This window comes from Streptomyces sp. NPDC006925 (assembly GCF_042869575.1).
Classification (GTDB): Bacteria; Actinomycetota; Actinomycetes; order Streptomycetales; family Streptomycetaceae; genus Streptomyces.
This window is the reverse complement of sequence record NZ_JBIAGB010000027.1, coordinates 35,659-55,186: the sequence shown is the minus strand read 5'-3', so window position 1 is coordinate 55,186 and position 19,528 is coordinate 35,659. Positions and strand designations below refer to the sequence as shown.

Sequence of the window (19,528 nt, the reverse complement as noted above, 5' to 3'; positions counted from 1 at the left end):
CGGCCGCCCATGAGCCGACCCGGGCCGATGCAGCACGGATTCGACACCGTCAGAAGAGGGAGCGAGAAGTTGGACGCCAAGGCATCGTGCGAAGAGGCGCTGTGCGCCCTGTTCGCCGAGACGCTCGGCAGGGACCACGTCGGCCCCCACGACGACCTCTTCGAACTCGGCGGTCATTCGCTGACGGCGATCAGGCTGCTCGTCCGGATCCGTGCCACCCTCGGCGAGGAACTGAAGATCAAGGAGATCTTCGACTTCTCCACGCCCGCCGCGCTGGCCGGACGGCTCACCGGAGCGGCCGCCGACGGCGCACGCGCCCCCCTCACCCGGGTCGAACGCCCCGACGTGGTGCCGCTGTCGTTCCCCCAACGTCGTTTGTGGTTCCTGCACCGGATGGAAGGCCGCTCGGCGACCTACAACGTTCCGCTGGCCCTCCGCCTCACCGGCACCGTCGACGCCGAGGCACTGCACACGGCCCTGCTCGATGTCGTCGGCCGGCACGAGTCGCTGCGCACCGTCTTCCCCGACGTGCACGGCGAGCCCTACCAGCTGATACGGGACCTCGACGAGGCCGACTTCCGGTGGGAGCGGCGGTCGGTGTCCGAGACCGACCTGGAGCGCACCCTCCGCGAGACGGCCCGGCACACCTTCGACCTCTCCACCGAGATCCCTTTCCGCGCCTGGCTGTTCGACACGGACGCGGAGCACAGCACGCTGCTGTTGTTGCTGCATCACATCGCGGGTGACGGGTGGTCGATGGCTCCGCTGACGCGTGACGTGGTGGAGGCGTACACCGCCCGTGTCGAGCAGCGCGACCCGGAGTGGTCCGAGCTGCCCGCGCAGTATGTCGACTACACGCTCTGGCAGCGCGACCGGCTCGGAGACGTCGACGATCCCGAGAGCGTCTACGCACAGCAACTCGACTACTGGCGTGCGGAGCTGGCGGAGCTGCCGGAGCAGGTGACCTTCCCGACCGACCGGCCCCGGCCGGCCACCGCCGGCTACGAGGGGATGCGGGTCGACTTCCGGCTGGACGCTGAGTTGCATCGGGGTCTGGTGGAGTTGGCGCGGCGGTCGAACACGACGGTGTTCATGGTGTTGCAGGCCGGTATGGCGGCGCTGCTGACCCGTCTGGGTGCGGGGACCGACATCGCACTGGGCAGTGGTGTGGCCGGCCGCACGGACGAAGCCCTCGACGACCTCATCGGTCTCTTCGTCAACACCTACGTCCTGCGGACGGACACCTCGGGCGATCCTGCCTTCGAGGAGCTCCTCGCCCGGGTGCGGGAGCGCAGCATGAGTGCGCACGAGCACCAGGACGTGCCGTTCGAGGACCTCGTCGAGGTGCTCAACCCGCAGCGCTCCACCAGCCATCACCCGCTGTTCCAGGTCGCCATGGTGCTGCAGAACGCACCGTCCGAAGACTTCCGCCTTCCGCACCTTCAGGTGAGCACCGAGTTCATCAGCACCGACACCTCGCGTTTCGACATGCTCGTCGAGATGTACGAACGCCACGACACCGCGGGTGATGTGGCGGGCATCGAGGCTCTGGTGGAGTTCGCGACGGAGTTGTTCGATCGGGTGTCGGTTGAGGGGTTGTTGGCGCGGTGGGTGCGGTTGTTGGAGCAGGTGGTGGCGGATCCGTCGTTGTCTGTGGGTGCGGTGGAGTTGCTGTCTGAGGGGGAGCGGGGGCGGCTGGCCGGGTGGAATGACACGGCGAGGGTGTTGCCGGAGGTGTCGCTTGCGGGGCTGTTCGAGGAGCAGGCGCGGCGTGACGGGGATGCGATGGCTCTGGTGTGTGGTGAGCGGTCGCTTTCGTATGGGGAGTTGAACGCGTGGGCGAATCGGCTGGCGCACTGGCTGATCGGCCGGGGCGTGGGGCCGGAGAAGCTGGTGGCGGTGGAGTTGCCGCGGTCGGTGGAGTTGGTGGTTGCGGTGCTCGCTGTGGTGAAGGCGGGTGGTGCGTATGTGCCGGTGGATCCGGAGTATCCGGAGGAGCGGCGTGCGTTCATGATCGAGGACGCGAATCCGTTGCTGGTGCTGGGGCCGCAGGAGCTGGCGCAGGATCTTTCGGGCTTCCCGGATTCCGACCTCGGAGTCGACGTTGAAGGTCACCAGGCCGCCTATGTGATTTATACGTCGGGTTCGACGGGCCGGCCCAAGGGCGTCGTGGTTTCTCATCGTGGTGTGGTGAGTTTGGCTCGAACCCAGATTGAAGGGTTGGGGGTCGGTTCGTCGAGTCGGGTGTTGCAGTTCGCGTCGCCGGGTTTTGATGCGGCGTTCTGGGAGTTGGTGATGGCTTTCGGTTCCGGTGCCGTGTTGGTGGTGCCGGAGGGTGGTCGTCTGGTGGGGGAGGACTTTCACCGGGTGGTGGCCGATCAGGGGGTTACGCATGTGACGTTGCCGCCGTCGGTGTTGGGTGCGGTGTCGGTGGGTGTGGAGTCCGGGCTGCCGTTGTTGGAGTCGGTGGTGTTGGCGGGTGAGGCGGCGCCGCCGGAATTGATCGGGCGGTGGTCGGCGGGTGGTCGGCGTGTGGTGAATGCGTACGGGCCGACGGAGTCGACGGTGTGCGTGTCGATGAGTGGTGGTCTGGGCGAGGGGGTGGTGGCGCCGATCGGTCGTCCTGTGGTGAATACGCAGGTGTTTGTGCTGGATGAGGTGTTGCGGCCGGTGCCTGCCGGTGTGGTGGGTGAGTTGTATGTGTCGGGTGCGGGGTTGGCGCGGGGTTATCTGAGGCGTGCGGGGTTGTCGGCGGAGCGGTTTGTCGCGTCGCCGTTCGAGCCGGGTGCGCGGATGTATCGCACGGGTGACCTGGTGCGGTGGCGTGCGGATGGCCAGCTGGAGTTCGCTGGACGCGCGGACGAGCAGGTGAAGGTGCGCGGCTTCCGCATCGAGCCCGGCGAAATCGAATCCCTTCTGACCAGTGATGCAGGAATTCTCCAGGCCGCGGTGGTTGCGCGTGAGGACATTCCGGGAGACCAGCGGCTCGCCGCCTATGTCGTGCCGGATCTGCGGGCGGCCGCCCACGCCGGTGCTGACCAGGGAGCCGCCTCCTCGGGTGGGGACGCTCAGGTCGAGGAGTGGCGGGAGATCTATGACTCGGTGTATTCGGGGGTGGGGTCTGGTGGTTTTGGTGAGGATTTTGCGGGGTGGGACAGTTCGTATTCGGGTGAGCCGATTCCGTTGGGTGAGATGCGGGCGTGGCGGGATGCGGTTGTTGAGCGGGTGCGTGGTTTTGGTGGTGGTCGGGTTCTGGAGATCGGGGTGGGGTCCGGTCTGTTGATGGGCCATTTGGCGCCTGGGGTTGGGGAGTATTGGGGTACGGATCTTTCGGGTGCGGTGATCGAGCGGCTTCGTGGTCAGGTGGCCGGGGCGGGGTTGTCGGATCGGGTGTGGTTGAGGTGTCAGGCGGCGGATGAGGTGGGGGATCTGCCGTTGGGGTATTTCGACACGGTGGTGATCAATTCGGTGGTGCAGTACTTCCCGGATGGGGAGTATCTGGCCCGGGTTCTGGATCGGGCGCTGGAGTTGTTGGCGCCGGGTGGCCGTGTGGTGGTGGGGGATGTGCGGCATGCGGGGTCGCTGCGGACTTTGCATGCGGCGGTGCATGGGGATCGGGGTGTGCAGGCGCGTGCGGTGGTGGATCGTGCGGTGTTGTTGGAGAAGGAGCTGGTGGTGGCTCCTGAGTTCTTCACGGAGCTGGCCGAGGGCGATGCTCGTGTCGGGGCTGTGGATGTGCGGCTCAAGCAGGGCGACTTCCACAACGAGCTGACGCGGCACCGGTATGAGGTGGTGCTGCACAAGGCGCCCTCCTCGGTGGCGGACGTCGCTGAGCTGCCTTGTCGTGCCTGGACGCCGGAGTTCGACATCGCCGAGGTGCAGTCGCCGGTGCGGATCTCCGGGATTCCGAATGCGCGGCTGGTCGGTGAGGTGGCTGCCGAGCGCCGTCTCGACGGTCTCGACGCGGGGGATCTGGGTTCCGGGGTGGATCCGGAGGAGCTGGTGGTGCGGGGTGCTGAGCTGGGGTTGCGGGTGGTGGTGACCTGGTCGTCCCGGTCGGTGGCCCTGTTCGATGCGGTCGTGCTGCCCGGGGACGGGGACGGGTCTGTGCTGTCGGGTGTGTATGTTCCGGCTGCTTCGGGTGGTCCGTGGGTGAACAGTCCGGTGGCTGCGCGTGGCATTGGGACTGTGGTGAAGGCGGCGCGTGACCAGTTGGTCAAGGGGTTGCCGGAGTACATGGTGCCCTCGGCGGTGATGGTGCTGGACCGGTTGCCGCTCACGCCGAACGGAAAGCTGGACCGCAAGGCACTGCCCGCTCCGGAGAACGCGGTCAGTGCGGGTGGCCGCAAGGCACGGACTCCGCAGGAGGAGACACTGTGCGGGCTGTTCGCCGAGGTGCTCGGTCTGGAGCGGGTCGGGATCGACGACAGCTTCTTCGACCTCGGCGGCCACTCCCTGCTCGTCACCCGGCTGGTGAGCCGCATCCGCAGCGTGCTCGGCGTCGAGCTTCCCATCAAGGACGTCTTCGAGGCCCCGACCGTGGCGCTGTTGGTCGAGCGGCTGCGTGGCGAAGGCCGAATACGTAGGTCGCTGGTGCCGGTGGAGCGGCCGGATGTGGTGCCGCTGTCGTTCGCTCAGCGTCGTCTGTGGTTCCTGCACAAGCTGGAGGGCCCCTCCGCGACCTACAACATGCCGCTTGCCTTCCGCCTGACCGGTTCCGTGAATGCGGAGGCGTTGCACGCTGCGTTGGCGGATGTGGCCACTCGGCACGAGTCGCTGCGCACCGTGTTCCCGGAGGTGGGCGGCGAGCCCCGCCAAGTGGTGCTCGATCCTGCTGATGCCGCGTTCGGCTGGGAACACCGTCGGGTGACCGAGGCGGAGCTGCCGACAGTGGTGCGGGAAGTCTCCCGCTACGGTTTCGAACTCGCCTCCGAGGCACCGATCAGGGCCTGGCTCTTCGACACGGATGGTGACACCAGCGTCCTCTTGCTGCTGTTCCACCACATCGCGGCGGACGGATGGTCGATGGGCCCGCTGGCGCGGGATGTGGTGGCGGCGTACACGGCGCGTTCGCAGGGTGGTGTGCCGCAGTGGTCGGAGTTGCCGGTGCAGTACGCGGACTACACGCTGTGGCAGCGTGAGCTGCTGGGCGACGAGACCGACCCGGACAGCCTCTTCACGCAGCAGGTCGGTTACTGGCGCGACAAGCTTGCGGATCTGCCCGAACAGGTGACCTTCCCGACCGACCGGCCCCGGCCGGCAGTGGCCTCGTACGCCGGTGAGACCGTCACGTTCGAGATCGAGGGAGCGCTGCACCAGCGCATGGCGGAACTGGCTCGCGGGACCGGTTCCACGGTGTTCATGGTGTTGCAGGCCGGTATGGCGGCGTTGCTGACGCGGTTGGGTGCGGGGACTGACATCGCGCTGGGCAGTGGTGTGGCGGGGCGTACCGATGAGGCGTTGGACGATCTTGTCGGATTGTTCGTGAACACCTTCGTGCTGCGAACGGACACCTCGGGTGATCCGGGGTTCGAGGAGCTGCTGGGCCGGGTGCGGGAGTCGAGTCTGGCCGCGTATGCGCACCAGGACGTGCCCTTCGAGCATCTGGTGGAGTTGCTGAACCCGAACCGGTCCACCTCCCACCACCCGCTCTTCCAGGTCGCACTCGTACTCCAGAACACCGACCAGGGGGACTTCACGCTCCCGGGGCTGCAGGTCAGCACTACCGAGGCCGATCCGGGCACCGCGCGGTTCGACATGCTGCTGTCGCTGACCGAACGGTACGACGCCGCCGGGGCCCCCACGGGGATCGAGACCGTCGTGGAGTACGCGACGGACCTGTTCGACCGTTCCACCGTCGAGGCGCTCTTCGACCGTTGGAAGCGACTGCTGGAGCAGACACTCAGCGATCCGGCGCAGTCCATCGGCAATGCCGTCCTGCTGACCGAGGCCGAGCGGCAGCAGACTCTGACGACCTGGAACGACACCGCGGCCGACGTGCGCCGAGAGACCCTCGTCAGCCTGATCGAGGCGCAGGTGACGCGTACTCCGGACGCCCCTGCTGTGCTGTCCGGCGACACGACGCTCAGCTACGCCGAGGTGAATGCGCGAGCCAACCGACTCGCCCGCCATCTGGTCACCCGGGGCGTCGGGCCCGAGCAACTGGTGGCCGTTGCGCTGCCCCGCTCCGCCGACACGATCGTGGCGTTCCTTGCGGTGATCAAGGCCGGTGCCGCCTATCTCCCGCTCGACCCCGAGGACCCGGTCGAGCGTCTCCGTCACACGCTGGATGACGCGCGGCCCGTACTGCTGCTCGTCTCCCGCGACCACGACCTCGGCGCCGTGGAGGCGGGGATCCCGTGCGTCGTCGTGGACGAGGGGTCGACAGTCGAGGCGGTCGCTCTGCACGACGCGTCCGACCTGACGGACGCCGACCGCGCGGCCCCGCTGACTCCCTCCGGCCCGCTGTACGTCATCTACACCTCCGGCTCCACCGGTCGGCCGAAGGGCGTCGTGGTCGAGCACCGCGGGCTGGCGAACAATCTGCAGTGGATGCAGGACGCCTACCCGGTCGGGCCCGGCGACGTGCTGCTGTTCCGCACCTCTGTGCGGTTCGACTCCGTCGGTCTGGAGATCTGGTTCCCTCTGCTGCACGGTGCCGCAGTCTGCGTGGCCCCCGGCGACGTGGTGCGCGATCCCCAGCGCCTCGTGTCCTTCATGGCCGAGAACAGCGTCACGGTCGCGCAGTTCCCGCCGTCCCTGCTGGCCAATCTGCCCGAGCCGCCTGCCGGGCATTCGGTGCGCCGTATCTGGGCCAGCGGCGAGGCTCTGCGTCCGGACCTCGCGACTCGTATCAGTGAGTCCTGGAACAGTGAACTCTCCAACTTGTACGGCCCGACCGAGATGACCATCCAGGTCGCCTCCTCCGTCTGGCAGGGGCCGGACGGTGCCGCGCACAGCGTTCCCATCGGACGGCCGATGTGGAACACCCGGCTGTTCGTTCTCGACGCGGGCCTGCAACCGGTCCCGGTCGGAGTCGTTGGAGAGCTCTATGCCGCCGGCGTCCAGGTGTCACGTGGCTATCTGCGGCGCCCGGGGCTGACGGCGGAGCGGTTCGTGGCGTCGCCGTTCGAGCCGGGTGCGCGGATGTATCGCACGGGTGACCTGGTGCGGTGGCGTGCGGATGGCCAGTTGGAGTTCGTGGGGCGTGCGGATGAGCAGGTGAAGCTGCGGGGCTTCCGGATCGAGCCGGGGGAGATCGAGTCGGTGCTGGCCGGCTGCGCGGGTGTGCGGCAGGCGGCGGTGGTGGCGCGTGAGGACGTGCCCGGTGACCAGCGACTCGCCGCGTACGTGGTGCCGGACCTCGAGGCGGCGGCCGCGGCCGGAGCCGACTCCGGTACGACGGCCGAGACCGCTGTGAGCGACGCACAGGTGGAGGAATGGCGGGAGATCTATGACTCGGTCTACGCCGAGAGCGCGTACGGCGAGTTCGGTGAGGATTTCGCCGGCTGGGACAGCGCATACACCGGTGAGCCGATTCCGTTGGGTGAGATGCGGGCGTGGCGGGATGCGGTTGTTGAGCGGGTGCGTGGTTTTGGTGGTGGTCGGGTTCTGGAGATCGGGGTGGGGTCTGGTCTGTTGATGGGGCACCTTGCGCCGGGGGTTGTGGAGTATTGGGGTACGGATCTGTCGGGTGCGGTGATCGAGCGGCTTCGTGGTCAGGTGGCCGGGGCGGGGTTGGCTGATCGGGTGTGGTTGCGGTGTCAGGCGGCGGATGAGGTGGGGGATCTGCCGTTGGGGTATTTCGACACGGTGGTGATCAATTCGGTGGTGCAGTATTTCCCGGATGGGGAGTATCTGGCCCGGGTTCTGGATCGGGCGCTGGAGTTGTTGGCGCCGGGTGGCCGTGTGGTGGTGGGGGATGTGCGGCATGCGGGGTCGCTGCGGACTTTGCATGCGGCGGTGCATGGGGATCGGGGTGTGCAGGCGCGTGCGGTGGTGGATCGTGCGGTGTTGTTGGAGAAGGAGCTGGTGGTGGCTCCGGAGTTCTTCACGGAGCTGGCCGAGGGCGATGCTCGTGTCGGGGCTGTGGATGTGCGGCTCAAGCGGGGTGGCTATCACAACGAGTTGACACGCCACCGGTATGAGGTGGTGTTGTACAAGGCGCCGTCGAAGGTTCGGGCAGTTTCCGGGATTCCCGGCCGTGTGTGGTCGCGGGAGTTCGATTTGGCGGATGTGGATGGTCCGGTGCGGATCTCGGGGGTTCCGAATGCGCGGCTGGTCGGGGAGGTGGCTGCCGAGCGGCGTCTGGACGGCTTGGATGCCGGGGATGCCGGTGTGGCGGTGGATCCGGAGGAGTTGGTGGTGCGGGGTGCTGAGTTGGGGTTGCGGGTGGTGGTGACGTGGTCGTCCCGTTCGGTGGCCCTGTTCGATGCGGTCGTGCTGCCCGACGACGGCGATGTAGGAGTGCTGTCGGGGGTGTATGTCCCGGCGGCTACGGGTGGTCCCTGGGTGAACAGTCCGGTGGCTGCGCGTGGTATCGGGGCTGTGGTGAAGGCGGCGCGTGACCAGTTGGTCAAGGGGTTGCCGGAGTACATGGTGCCGTCGGCGGTGATGGTGCTGGACCGGCTGCCGCTCACGCCGAACGGGAAGCTGGACCGTAAGGCGCTGCCCGCACCCGAGTACGCGGCGAGCGCGGGTGGCCGGAAGGCACGGACTCCGCGCGAGGAGACGCTGTGCGGGCTGTTCGCCGAGGTCCTGGGGCTGGAGCGGGTCGGGATCGATGACAGCTTCTTCGACCTCGGCGGCCACTCTCTCCTCACGACTCGGCTCGTCAGCCGCATCCGCAGCGTGCTCGGCGTCGAGGTTCCGATTGCGGCTGTCTTCGAGAACCCGACGGTGGCCGGCCTGGTGTCGCGCCTCACGGGCGACGGCCGCACGCGTGCGGCTCTGGTGGCGGTGGAGCGGCCGGATGTGGTGCCGCTGTCGTTCGCTCAGCGTCGTCTGTGGTTCCTGCACAAGCTGGAGGGCCCGTCGGCCACCTACAACATGCCGCTGGCGCTCAGGCTGAAGGGCGAGCTGGACGCGGATGCACTCGGCAGTGCCCTGCGTGACCTGGTCGTCCGGCACGAGTCGCTGCGTACGGTCTTCCCCGAAGCCGATGGCGAGCCCCGCCAGTCGATCCTCGATCCGCAGAGTGCGGAGCTGGACTGGCAGCGCTGCTCCGTGACGGAGGAGGAGTTGCCGAAGGTTCTGGAGGAGTCGGCTCGGTACGCGTTCGCGCTGGGGTCCGAGATACCCGTACGGGCATGGCTGTTCGACGTGGGACCGCAGGACGCCGTCCTGATGCTGCTGGTGCACCACATCGCGGGCGACGGTTGGTCCATGGGCCCGATCGCGCGAGATCTGGTGGCGGCGTACACGGCGCGTGTGCAGGGTGATGCCCCGCGGTGGTCGGAGCTGCCGGTGCAGTACGCGGACTACACGCTGTGGCAGCGTGAGCTGCTGGGTGACGAGAACGACCCGGACAGCCTCTACGCCCAGCAGGTCGACTACTGGCGAGACAAGCTGGCGGACCTGCCGGAGCTGGTGACCTTCCCGACCGACCGGCCCCGTCCGGCAGTCGCCTCGTTCGAGGGCACCCATCTCGACTTCACACTGGATGCGGAGCTGCATCAGCGCCTGGTCCAGCTGGCACGGCGGTCGAACACGACGGTGTTCATGGTGTTGCAGGCCGGTATGGCGGCGCTGTTGACGCGGTTGGGTGCGGGGACCGATATCGCGTTGGGCAGTGGTGTGGCGGGGCGTACCGATGAGGCGTTGGACGACCTTGTCGGGTTGTTCGTGAACACGTTCGTGCTGCGGACGGATACGTCGGGTGATCCGGGGTTCGAGGAGTTGCTGTCTCGGGTGCGGGAGTCGAGTCTGGCGGCGTATGCGCACCAGGACGTTCCCTTCGAGCACTTGGTGGAGGTGCTGAACCCGAATCGTTCGACCTCCCACCACCCGCTCTTCCAGGTCGCACTCGTACTCCAGAACGCGCCTGAAGGGGACTTCGATCTGCCGGGGCTGAGGGTGACGCCCGAAGACGTCGGGATCGGCCGGTCGCGCTTCGACATGCTGCTGAGCCTGGCCGAGCGCTCCGGCGAGCGCGGGGTGACCGGGACAGTCGAGTACTCCACGCGTCTCTTCGATCGGGTGTCGATTGAGGGGTTGTTGGCGCGGTGGGTGCGGTTGTTGGAGCAGGTGGTGGCGGATCCGTCGTTGTCTGTGGGTGGGGTGGAGTTGCTCTCGGGTGAGGAGCGGGAGCGGCTTGCCGGGTGGAATGACACGGCGAGGGTGTTGCCGGAGGTGTCGCTTGCGGGGCTGTTCGAGGAGCAGGCGCGGCACGATGCGGCTGCGGTGGCTCTGGTCCACGGACAGCGGAGCCTCTCCTATGGGGAGTTGAACGCGTGGGCGAATCGGTTGGCGCATTGGCTGGTGGGTCGTGGTGTGGGGCCTGAGGTGTTGGTGGGGGTGGAGTTGCCGCGGTCGGTGGAGATGGTGGTGGCTGTGCTTGCGGTGTTGAAGGCGGGTGGTGCGTATGTGCCGGTGGATCCGGAGTATCCGGTCGAGCGGCGTGCGTTCATGGTCGAGGACGCGGATCCGTTGCTGGTGCTGGGGCCGCAGGAGTTGGCGCAGGATCTTTCGGGCTTCCCGGAGACCGACCCGGGGGTGGCTGTGGAGGCGGCGCATCCGGCGTATGTGATCTATACGTCCGGTTCCACCGGCCGGCCCAAGGGGGTCGTGGTCTCCCACCGTGGTGTGGCCAGCCTGGCCCACACCCAGCTCCGGCGCCTGGGCACCACCCCCCGCAGCCGAGTCCTGCAGTTCGCCTCACCCAGCTTCGACGCGGCAGTCTGGGAACTGGTCGCCGCCTTCGCGGCCGGCGCCGCGATAGTGGTGCCCGACAGCGCCCGACTGGTCGGCGAGGCACTGCGAGATGTCCTGGCCGCCCAGCACATCACCCATGCGCTGATCCCGCCCTCCGTACTGGCGACACTTCCGGCGGGCTCCGAGGAGGAGCTCACGGAGTTCGCATGCGTGGTCGTCGGTGCCGAGGCGGCTCCGCCGGAACTGGTGGCGCGCTGGTCGCGGGGCCGTCGCGTGGTGAACGCCTACGGCCCGACCGAGTCGACCGTGGCGATCTCGATGAGCGACACCTTCTCCGATGACGTGGTGCCGATCGGTCGCCCGGTCGCGAACACCCGAGCCCACGTCCTGGACGAAGTACTGCGACCGGTTCCTGCCGGGGTGGTCGGTGAGCTCTACGCTTCGGGCGCCGGTCTGGCCCGTGGCTATGTCGGGCGGGCTGACCTGACAGCGGAACGTTTCGTGGCGTCCCCCTTCGAGCCCGGCACGCGGATGTACCGGACCGGCGACCTGGCCCGCTGGCGGGCCGACGGGCAGCTCGAGTACATGGGCCGTGCCGATGAACAGGTCAAGGTGCGTGGCTTCCGTATCGAGCCGGGGGAGATCGAGTCCCTCCTGACCGGCTGCGAAGGTGTCCGCCAAGCCGTGGTCCTGGCGCGTGAGGATGTGCCGGGGGACCAGCGGCTCGCCGCCTATGTCGTGCCGGATCTGGCGGCGGCGGCCACGACCGCCGAGGGCGATGCCGAAGAGACGCCGTCCGACGAGGACGCCCAGGTAGGTGAGTGGCGGGAGATCTATGACTCGGTGTATTCGGGGGTGGGGTCTGGTGGTTTTGGTGAGGATTTTGCGGGGTGGGACAGTTCGTATTCGGGTGAGCCGATTCCGTTGGGTGAGATGCGGGCGTGGCGGGATGCGGTTGTTGAGCGGGTGCGTGGTTTTGGTGGTGGTCGGGTTCTGGAGATCGGGGTGGGGTCCGGTCTGTTGATGGGGCACCTTGCGCCGGGGGTTGGGGAGTATTGGGGTACGGATCTGTCGGGTGCGGTGATCGAGCGGCTCCGTGGCCAGGTTTCTGAGGCGGGGTTGTCGGATCGGGTGCGGTTGCGGTGTCAGCCGGCGGATGCGGCGGGGGACCTTCCGTCGGGGTATTTCGACACGGTGGTGATCAATTCGGTGGTGCAGTACTTCCCGGATGGGGAGTATCTGGCCCGGGTTCTGGATCGGGCGCTGGAGTTGTTGGCGCCGGGTGGCCGTGTGGTGGTCGGCGACGTGCGGCATGCCGGATCGTTGCGAGCCCTGCATGCGGCGGTGCATGGGGATCGGGGTGTGCAGGCGCGTGCGGTGGTGGATCGTGCGGTGTTGTTGGAGAAGGAGCTGGTGGTGGCTCCGGAGTTCTTCACGGAGCTGGCCGAGGGCGATGGCCGTGTCGGGGCTGTGGATGTGCGGCTCAAGCGGGGTGGCTATCACAACGAGCTGACACGCCACCGGTATGAAGTGGTGCTGCACAAGGCGCCCACCACGGTGGCGGACGTCGCTGAGCTGCCTCGGCGGGCCTGGACGCCGGAGTTCGACATCGCCGAGGTGCAGTCGCCGGTGCGGATCTCGGGGGTTCCGAATGCGCGGCTGGTCGGGGAGGTGGCTGTCGAGCGGCGTCTGGACGGCTTGGATGCCGGGGATGCCGGTGTGGCGGTGGATCCGGAGGAGCTGGTGGTGCGGGGTGCTGAGTTGGGGTTGCGGGTGGTGGTGACGTGGTCGTCCCGGTCGGTGGCCCTGTTCGATGCGGTCGTGCTGCCCGACGACGGCGATGTAGGAGTGCTGTCGGGGGTGTATGTCCCGGCGGCTACGGGTGGTCCCTGGGTGAACAGTCCGGTGGCTGCGCGTGGTATCGGGGCTGTGGTGAAGGCGGCGCGTGACCAGTTGGTCAAGGGGTTGCCGGAGTACATGGTGCCCTCGGCGGTGATGGTGCTGGACCGGCTGCCGCTCACGCCGAACGGCAAGCTGGACCGTAAGGCGCTGCCCGCACCCGAGTACGCGGCGAGCGCGGGTGGGCGCAAGGCCCGGACTCCGCGCGAGGAGACGCTGTGCGCGCTGTTCGCCGAGGTGCTCGGTCTGGAGCGGGTCGGGATCGACGACAGCTTCTTCGACCTGGGCGGCCACTCCCTCCTCGCCACCCGCCTGATCAGCCGGATCCGCAGCGAACTACAGACGGAAGTCGCCATCGGCACGATCTTCGAGACCCCCACCGTCGCCGGGCTGGCCGATCACTTGACGACGGCCTCCCGCACAGCGGCGCGGAAGCGCCCGGCGCTGCGCCGCATGACACGACCGACCGGCAAGCCCTGAGGGATTCCCGGCGGCAGAAGGAGCCGCCCGGGAGAGAGCAAGCCGCGTGTCGGCTGAGCCACGAGATGGAAGAGAGAGGAACAGTCATGACCAACCCTTTCGAGGACCCCGACGGCACCTACGTCGTACTCGTCAACGACGAGGGACAGCACTCGCTGTGGCCCGAGTTCATCGACGTACCCGATGGCTGGACCGTCGCCAAGTCGGCTGACACGAGGGACGCCTGCCTCGCGTATGTCGAGGAGAACTGGACGGACATGCGGCCGGCCAGCCTGATCGCGGCCATGGCCGCCGCGGAGTCCTGAAGCGGCTGAAGGCCGCCCCCTGGTGGCGCTCTCAGTGGGAGAGCGCCACCGGTCTCCAACCTCTCTGGTAAGGGCACGGAATCGATGGGTACACCGACAGTGGCCGACGGCGGCACACCCCCCGGACCCGGGATTGCTTCGGCCGTTCCGCGGTGGCGGAGCGAGCCGCGGTATGCCGACACGCCGAGGACCGAGTACGAGTGCCCGGTCCCGGCCGACACGGTCCGGGGCCTCGGCGCACTCGCCGACCGGCTGCGGGTGCGGACCGAGTCCGTACTCCTTGCCGCGCACGCGAAGGTCCTCGCTGTTCTCTGCGGAGAGCGGGACCTCCTGACCGGGGTCGTCGCACCCGGCGGGGACGCCCCGGAGCTGTGTGGTCTGCTGGTGGCGGACGGCGACTGGCACCAGTTGGTGCTCGCCGCCGAGCGTGCCATGCCGTCGTCGGCGGGGCCCGAGCAGCTCGTTCCTGCTGCCTCCGGTTTCGAGGTGGTTCTCGACCTCTCGGCCTTCTCCGCCGCCGCCCCTGCCACGTCCGCGGTGCCCGCCGGCCGGACGGCGGGCACCGGCCGGACGGCCGATGACGGATTGCCGGGTACCTGCGTTCTGCGTGTCGGCTTCCGCGCGGAGCGGGACGGAGTGCGCCTGCGGCTGCTGGGCCGCAGCGACGTCCTCGATGGCCCCTATGCCGAGCGCGTCGGCGGATATCTGCTCACCGCCCTCGCGACGATGACCGCCGACGCCGCGGCGGAGCACCACCGGCAGAGCCTGTTGTCCGCCGCGGAGCTTGCCCACCAGATCGACGGGCTGGCCGGGCCGCGGCGTCCCCTGCCGGACCGGCGGATGCACGAGTTGTTCGAGGAGCGGGTGCGCGAGCACCCTGATCGCGTCGCCGCCGTGCACGACGGCACGGAGTGGAGCTACGACGTACTCAACCGCCGGGCGAACCGGATCGCCCACGCACTGCTTGCCCGCGGGCTGCGTCCCGAGGACGTGGTGGCGGTGGTCACCGAGCGGAACCTGCCCTGGATGGCGGCGGTCCTCGGTGTCCTCAAGGCGGGAGGTGCGTATCTCCCGGTGGAGCCGCACTTTCCGGCCGACCGGATCGCGGCCATGCTCGGCCGCAGCGCGTGCCGTTTCGTGCTCACCGAGCACGGCAGCACCGCGACCCTCGATCGGGCGTCGGCGGATCCCGGCTCGCGCGGGGCGTCCGGTCGGCCGACGCCGGACGTGGAGGTGCCGAAGCGTTTGTACCTCGCCGACGTTCTGGCGGAGGAGCGGGAGGGCGCGGACACCGATCCGGGTGTTCCCGTCGGTGCCGGGCAACTCGCGTACATCTACTTCACCTCCGGTTCGACGGGCGAGCCGAAGGGCGCGATGTGCGAGCACGCGGGCATGCTCAACCATCTCCTCGCCAAGATCGAGGATTTGGAGATCGGTGCCGGGCAGGTGGTTGCCCAGACCGCGCCGCAGTGCTTCGACATCTCCCTGTGGCAGCTCGTGAGCGGGCTGCTGGTGGGGGCCCGCACCCTGGTCGTCGGGCAGCGGGAGGTCCTCGACATCGAGCGGTACGTCGAAGCGCTGGTCGACGGCGGGGTCGAAGTGCTGCAGGTCGTCCCCTCCTACCTGGAGGTGATGCTCACCTGGGTGGAGGAGAGGCAGCGCGGACTCGGCAGGCTGCGAGTTGTCTCCGCGACCGGTGAGGCGCTGAAGAAGGAGCTGGTCGAGCGCTGGTTCGCGGTCTTTCCCGACATCAAACTGGTGAACGCCTACGGACTGACCGAGACGTCCGACGACACCAACCACGCCGTCATGGACCGGGTCCCCGCCCACGACCGGGTGCCCCTCGGCCCCGCGGTCCGCAACGTGCGGGTCTACGTGGTCGACGAGCAGCTCGTCCCGGTCCCGCTCGGGGCGCCGGGTGAGATCGTCTTCTCCGGGGTGTGCGTGGGCCGCGGCTACATCAACGACCCGGTGCGGACGGCCGCGGCCTTCGGTACTGATCCGCACCGGCCGGGAGAGCGCCTCTACCGCTCTGGGGACATCGGCCGCTGGCTTCCGGACGGTGCGCTGGAGTTCCTGGGCAGGCGGGACTCCCAGACCAAGATCCGCGGCTTCCGGATCGAGATCGGCGAGATCGAGAACCACCTGCTGCGCGTGCCCGGCGTACGGGACTCCGCGGTCGTCGTCGTGGAGGGCGGCGACGGGGAGAAGCATCTGGCCGCTTTCTACGCCGCGGACCTTCCGCTGTCCGTGGACGAGGTGCGCAAGGTCCTGGGCGATGCCCTGCCCGCGTACATGGTGCCGCGGATCTACCACCACCGGGAGGCCCTGCCGCTCACCGGCAACGGCAAGATCGACAAGAAGGCGCTGGCCCGGGAGGCGGTCGAGGCCGCGTCCCGCACCGCGGAGCCCGCCGCGCCCGGCGGCGACACCGCGCCCCGGACGGCGACGGAGCGGCGGCTGGCCGAGCAGTGGGCGCGGGTGCTGAACATCCCGGTCGCGGAGATCAGCCGGGGGCAGCACTTCTTCGAATCCGGCGGCACCTCGCTGTCGGCGGTCCGCCTCGGCGTCGAGAGCGGCGGCACCGCCTCCCTCGAGGACATCGTCAACAACCCCGTCCTGGCCGAGCTGGCCAGGGTCATGGACGAGCACACGCAGCAGGGGAAGGAACAGAGCGCATGACGCAGCCGTCCGCACCGACGCCGACTGCCCAGGAGCAGCCCGCCGACGAGCTCGGCCTGGAACTGACTCCCGGCAAGCCCCCGATCCTGCGGGTCGCCTCGCCGGTGGGTGCCGAGGCGCTCCAGGACTGGATCGGCGAGCGCGCAGAGTCGCTGGAGGCGGCCGTGCTCCGCCACGGGGCCGTGCTGATCCGCGGCCTGGAGGTGCGTGACGCGGCAGCTCTCGGCCGCATCGGCGAGCGGCTTCCGGGACGGCACCTGAGCCAGACGGAGGCGTTCGCGCGTCGCCGTCCGCTGGGCGGGCCGGTCTTCTCGTCTCTGGAGTGGCCGCCGGACCAGCCGATGTGCATGCACCACGAGTTGAGCTACGCGCTGGAGTTCCCCCGGCTGCTGCTCATGGGATGTTTCACGCCTCCGGCCACCGGCGGTGTCACCGGACTCGCGGACGCCGAAGCGGTGCTCGCGGCCCTGCCCCCGGAGGTCGTGGAGCGCTTCACGGAGGTCGGCTGGTCGCTGACGCGTTCCTACAACGACCTGGTCGGGGTTCCCTGGACGGAGGCGTTGGGCGCGCCCGACCGGGCGGCCGCGGAGAAGTACTGCCGGGCCAACGGCATCGACTACGACTGGCAGCCGGACGGCGGGCTGCGGACCAGGCAGCGCCGCTCGGCGGTGATCCGGCATCCCCGGACCGGGCGCCTGGTCTGGTTCAACCAGATCGCTTTCCTCAACGAGTGGACGATGGATCCCGCGGTGCGGGAGTACCTGGTGGCGCAGTTCGGCGCGGACGGGCTGCCGTTCAACAGCCGGTACGGCGACGGGTCGGCCGTCGGGGCGGAGGTCGTGGCGGCCATCAACGACGCGTACGAGGCGGCGACGGTACGCGAGCCGTGGCAGGCCGGAGACGTCCTCCTGGTCGACAACGTCCGCATGGCGCACAGCCGCGAGCCCTACACCGGATCGCGCGAGGTCGGCATGGTCCTGGGCGCCCCGGTGCGCCTCGCCGACTGCGCCCCCACCCATCTGCCCGACGCGGCTTCCTGAGCCGTCGGCCGCACCCCGCACACCTCCTCTCCGAGAACGGAGCCGCGCTTCGTCATGAACGCACAGATCCCTCCTTTCGCCGTCATCCCCGGCTCGCAGGTCCACCAGGTACTCACCGGGCAGGAGCGGCCGCTCATCGAGCTGATCGAGGACACCTACCGGGTGCACGGCGCGGGAGACACGGTCAACCCGCCCTCGTACTTCCTGCGCTTCCCCGACCGGCCCGCATCGCGCATCATCGCGCTGCCCGCGTCCGTCGGCGGGCGGACCCGGGTCGACGGGATGAAGTGGATATCCAGCTTTCCGCGGAACATCGAGGCCGGGATCCCCCGCGCCTCGGCCGTCGCGATCCTCAACGACCAGGAGACCGGCTATCCGATCGCCTGCATGGAGAGCTCCATCATCAGCGCCGCGCGCACCGCGGCCTCGGCAGCCCTGGCCGCGGACTGGCTGACCAGGGAGCGGGAGAGGCCGCGGCGCGTCGGCTTCTTCGGCACCGGCTTCATCGCCCGCTACATCCACACGTATCTGCACGCCGCCGGCTGGTCGTTCGACGAGGTGGGCGTGCACGACCTCAGCTCCGAGCACGCTGACGGCTTCCGCTCCTACCTGGAACGGTCCGGCGGCGGAGGTCAGGTCACCATGCACGCGACGGCCGAGGAGCTGATCGGCTCCAGCGACCTGGTGGTGTTCGCGACGGTGGCGGGAGTCCCGCACGTCAGCGATGTCTCATGGTTCTCGCACAACCCGGTGGTGCTGCACGTCTCGCTGCGCGACCTGGCGCCGGAGATCGTGCTGAAATCGGCCAACATCGTCGATGACGTCGAACATTGTCTGAAGGCCGACACCTCACCGCACCTGGCCGAACAGCAGGCGGGACACCGGGACTTCCTGGACGGGACCCTCTTCGACGTGATGACGGACCGGGTGCGGGTGCCCGCCGACCGTCCCGTGATCTTCTCGCCGTTCGGTCTGGGCGTGCTCGACCTCGCGGTGAGCAAACACGTCTACGACACCGTGCGCGAGCGGGGTGAACTGGGCGTCGTCGACGGTTTCTTCCACGAGATCAGCCGCTACGGGGAGGCCGGGGCCGACGATGAACACGCTTAGGGCGGGGTGGCCACGTTGACGGTGATCAGCGCACCGCAGGACTTCAACACCGAGGACCTCTACATAGATCTGCGGCCGCTTCTGGGAAGCGCGCTCCATCTCAAGTGCGAGGGATTCAACTTCGCCGGTTCCATCAAACTCAAGGCGGCCGCGGCCATGGTGGCCCAGGCCGAGGAGTCCGGACTGCTGACGGAGGACTCGGTCCTTGTCGAGTCCTCTTCGGGCAACCTGGGCGTGGCACTCAGCATGATCGCCGCGAACGCGGGCTACCGCTTCCTCTGCGTGACCGACGCCCGGTGCAACCAGAGCACGCGCCGGCTGATGGAGGCCATGGGCACCGAGGTGTACTCCGTGAACCGGCCGGACGCGGAAGGCGGCTTCCTGGGCGCACGGCTGGAGTACGTCCGGGACCTGTGCGCGTCCGACCCGCGCTATGTCTGGCTGAACCAGTACACGAACGCGCACAACTGGATCGCCCACCACCGGACCACGGCCCCCGCGATCGCCGAACAGTTCCCCGACCTCGACGTGCTCTTCGTCGGCGCCGGCACCACCGGCACCCTGATGGGGTGCGCCCGCTACTTCCGCGAGTCGGGACGCCCGGTGACCGTCGTGGCGGTCGACACCGTCGGCTCGGTGACCTTCGGGGGTGCGCCCCGGACGCGCATGATCCCGGGGCTCGGCGCGGGTGTCCGCCCGCAACTCCTGGACGCCTCCTACGTCGACGACGTGGTGATGGTGCCCGAGCCGGAGACGGTGCGCGCCTGCCGCAGGCTGGCCTCGGCGGGATTCCTGTTCGGCGGCTCGACCGGGACGGTCGTCGCCGGTGCGCAGCGGTGGCTCGCGACCCACCGGCCGGGAGCCGAGGTGACGGCTGTGGCGATCTCACCGGACCTGGGCGAGCGCTACCTGGACACGGTCTACCGGAACTCCTGGGTGCAGGACGTGTACGGGGTCGCCGCGTTCGCCGAGGAGGACTCGGCGCTGGACGGTCCGCCGCTGGCCGAGTTCCCGGCCCGATGAGCGGCACCTGCCGATCCGTCCCGGCCCGGCGGCGGACGCTGCGCACCGCCGGGCCCGGCGGAGGCACTCCGGGGTCGGCCGGTGCGGCCCGCACCGCACCGGGCGATCCGGGTGCAC

Annotated in this window: 6 protein-coding genes; all 6 read left to right on the top strand. The window is 68.9% G+C overall.

Features of this window, described 5'->3' with window-relative positions:
• The first annotated feature begins 9 nt into the window (after positions 1-9).
• The 6 genes from ACFYNS_RS27325 to sbnA all read left to right on the top strand — a co-directional run bounded on the left by ACFYNS_RS27325 (position 10) and on the right by sbnA (position 19,411).
• On the top strand, positions 10-13,251 hold the full coding sequence (locus ACFYNS_RS27325) for an amino acid adenylation domain-containing protein (RefSeq protein ID WP_388605524.1): 13,242 nt from the start codon (positions 10-12) through the stop codon (positions 13,249-13,251).
• Between the two features lie 86 nt (positions 13,252-13,337).
• Positions 13,338-13,556, top strand: a complete 219-nt coding sequence (locus tag ACFYNS_RS27320; protein ID WP_027761024.1) for an MbtH family protein — start codon at positions 13,338-13,340, stop codon at positions 13,554-13,556.
• Between the two features lie 84 nt (positions 13,557-13,640).
• The gene (locus ACFYNS_RS27315) at positions 13,641-16,238 is read left to right on the top strand and encodes an amino acid adenylation domain-containing protein (RefSeq protein WP_388605523.1); all 2,598 of its coding nucleotides are present in this window, start codon (positions 13,641-13,643) and stop codon (positions 16,236-16,238) included.
• Positions 16,235-17,278, top strand: coding sequence for a TauD/TfdA family dioxygenase (locus ACFYNS_RS27310; protein ID WP_360299294.1), 1,044 nt, complete (start codon positions 16,235-16,237; stop codon positions 17,276-17,278). The genes ACFYNS_RS27315 and ACFYNS_RS27310 overlap by 4 nt, the downstream gene beginning before the upstream one ends.
• Positions 17,279-17,332: 54 nt before the next feature.
• A complete protein-coding gene (gene sbnB / locus ACFYNS_RS27305; RefSeq protein WP_388605522.1) occupies positions 17,333-18,388 on the top strand; it encodes a 2,3-diaminopropionate biosynthesis protein SbnB in 1,056 nt (351 codons plus the stop codon).
• 15 nt (positions 18,389-18,403) lie between these two features.
• Positions 18,404-19,411 carry a 2,3-diaminopropionate biosynthesis protein SbnA gene (sbnA, locus tag ACFYNS_RS27300; RefSeq protein ID WP_037708303.1) on the top strand — a complete coding sequence of 336 codons (1,008 nt, stop codon included), beginning with the start codon at positions 18,404-18,406 and terminating at the stop codon, positions 19,409-19,411.
• Positions 19,412-19,528 lie beyond the last annotated feature (117 nt).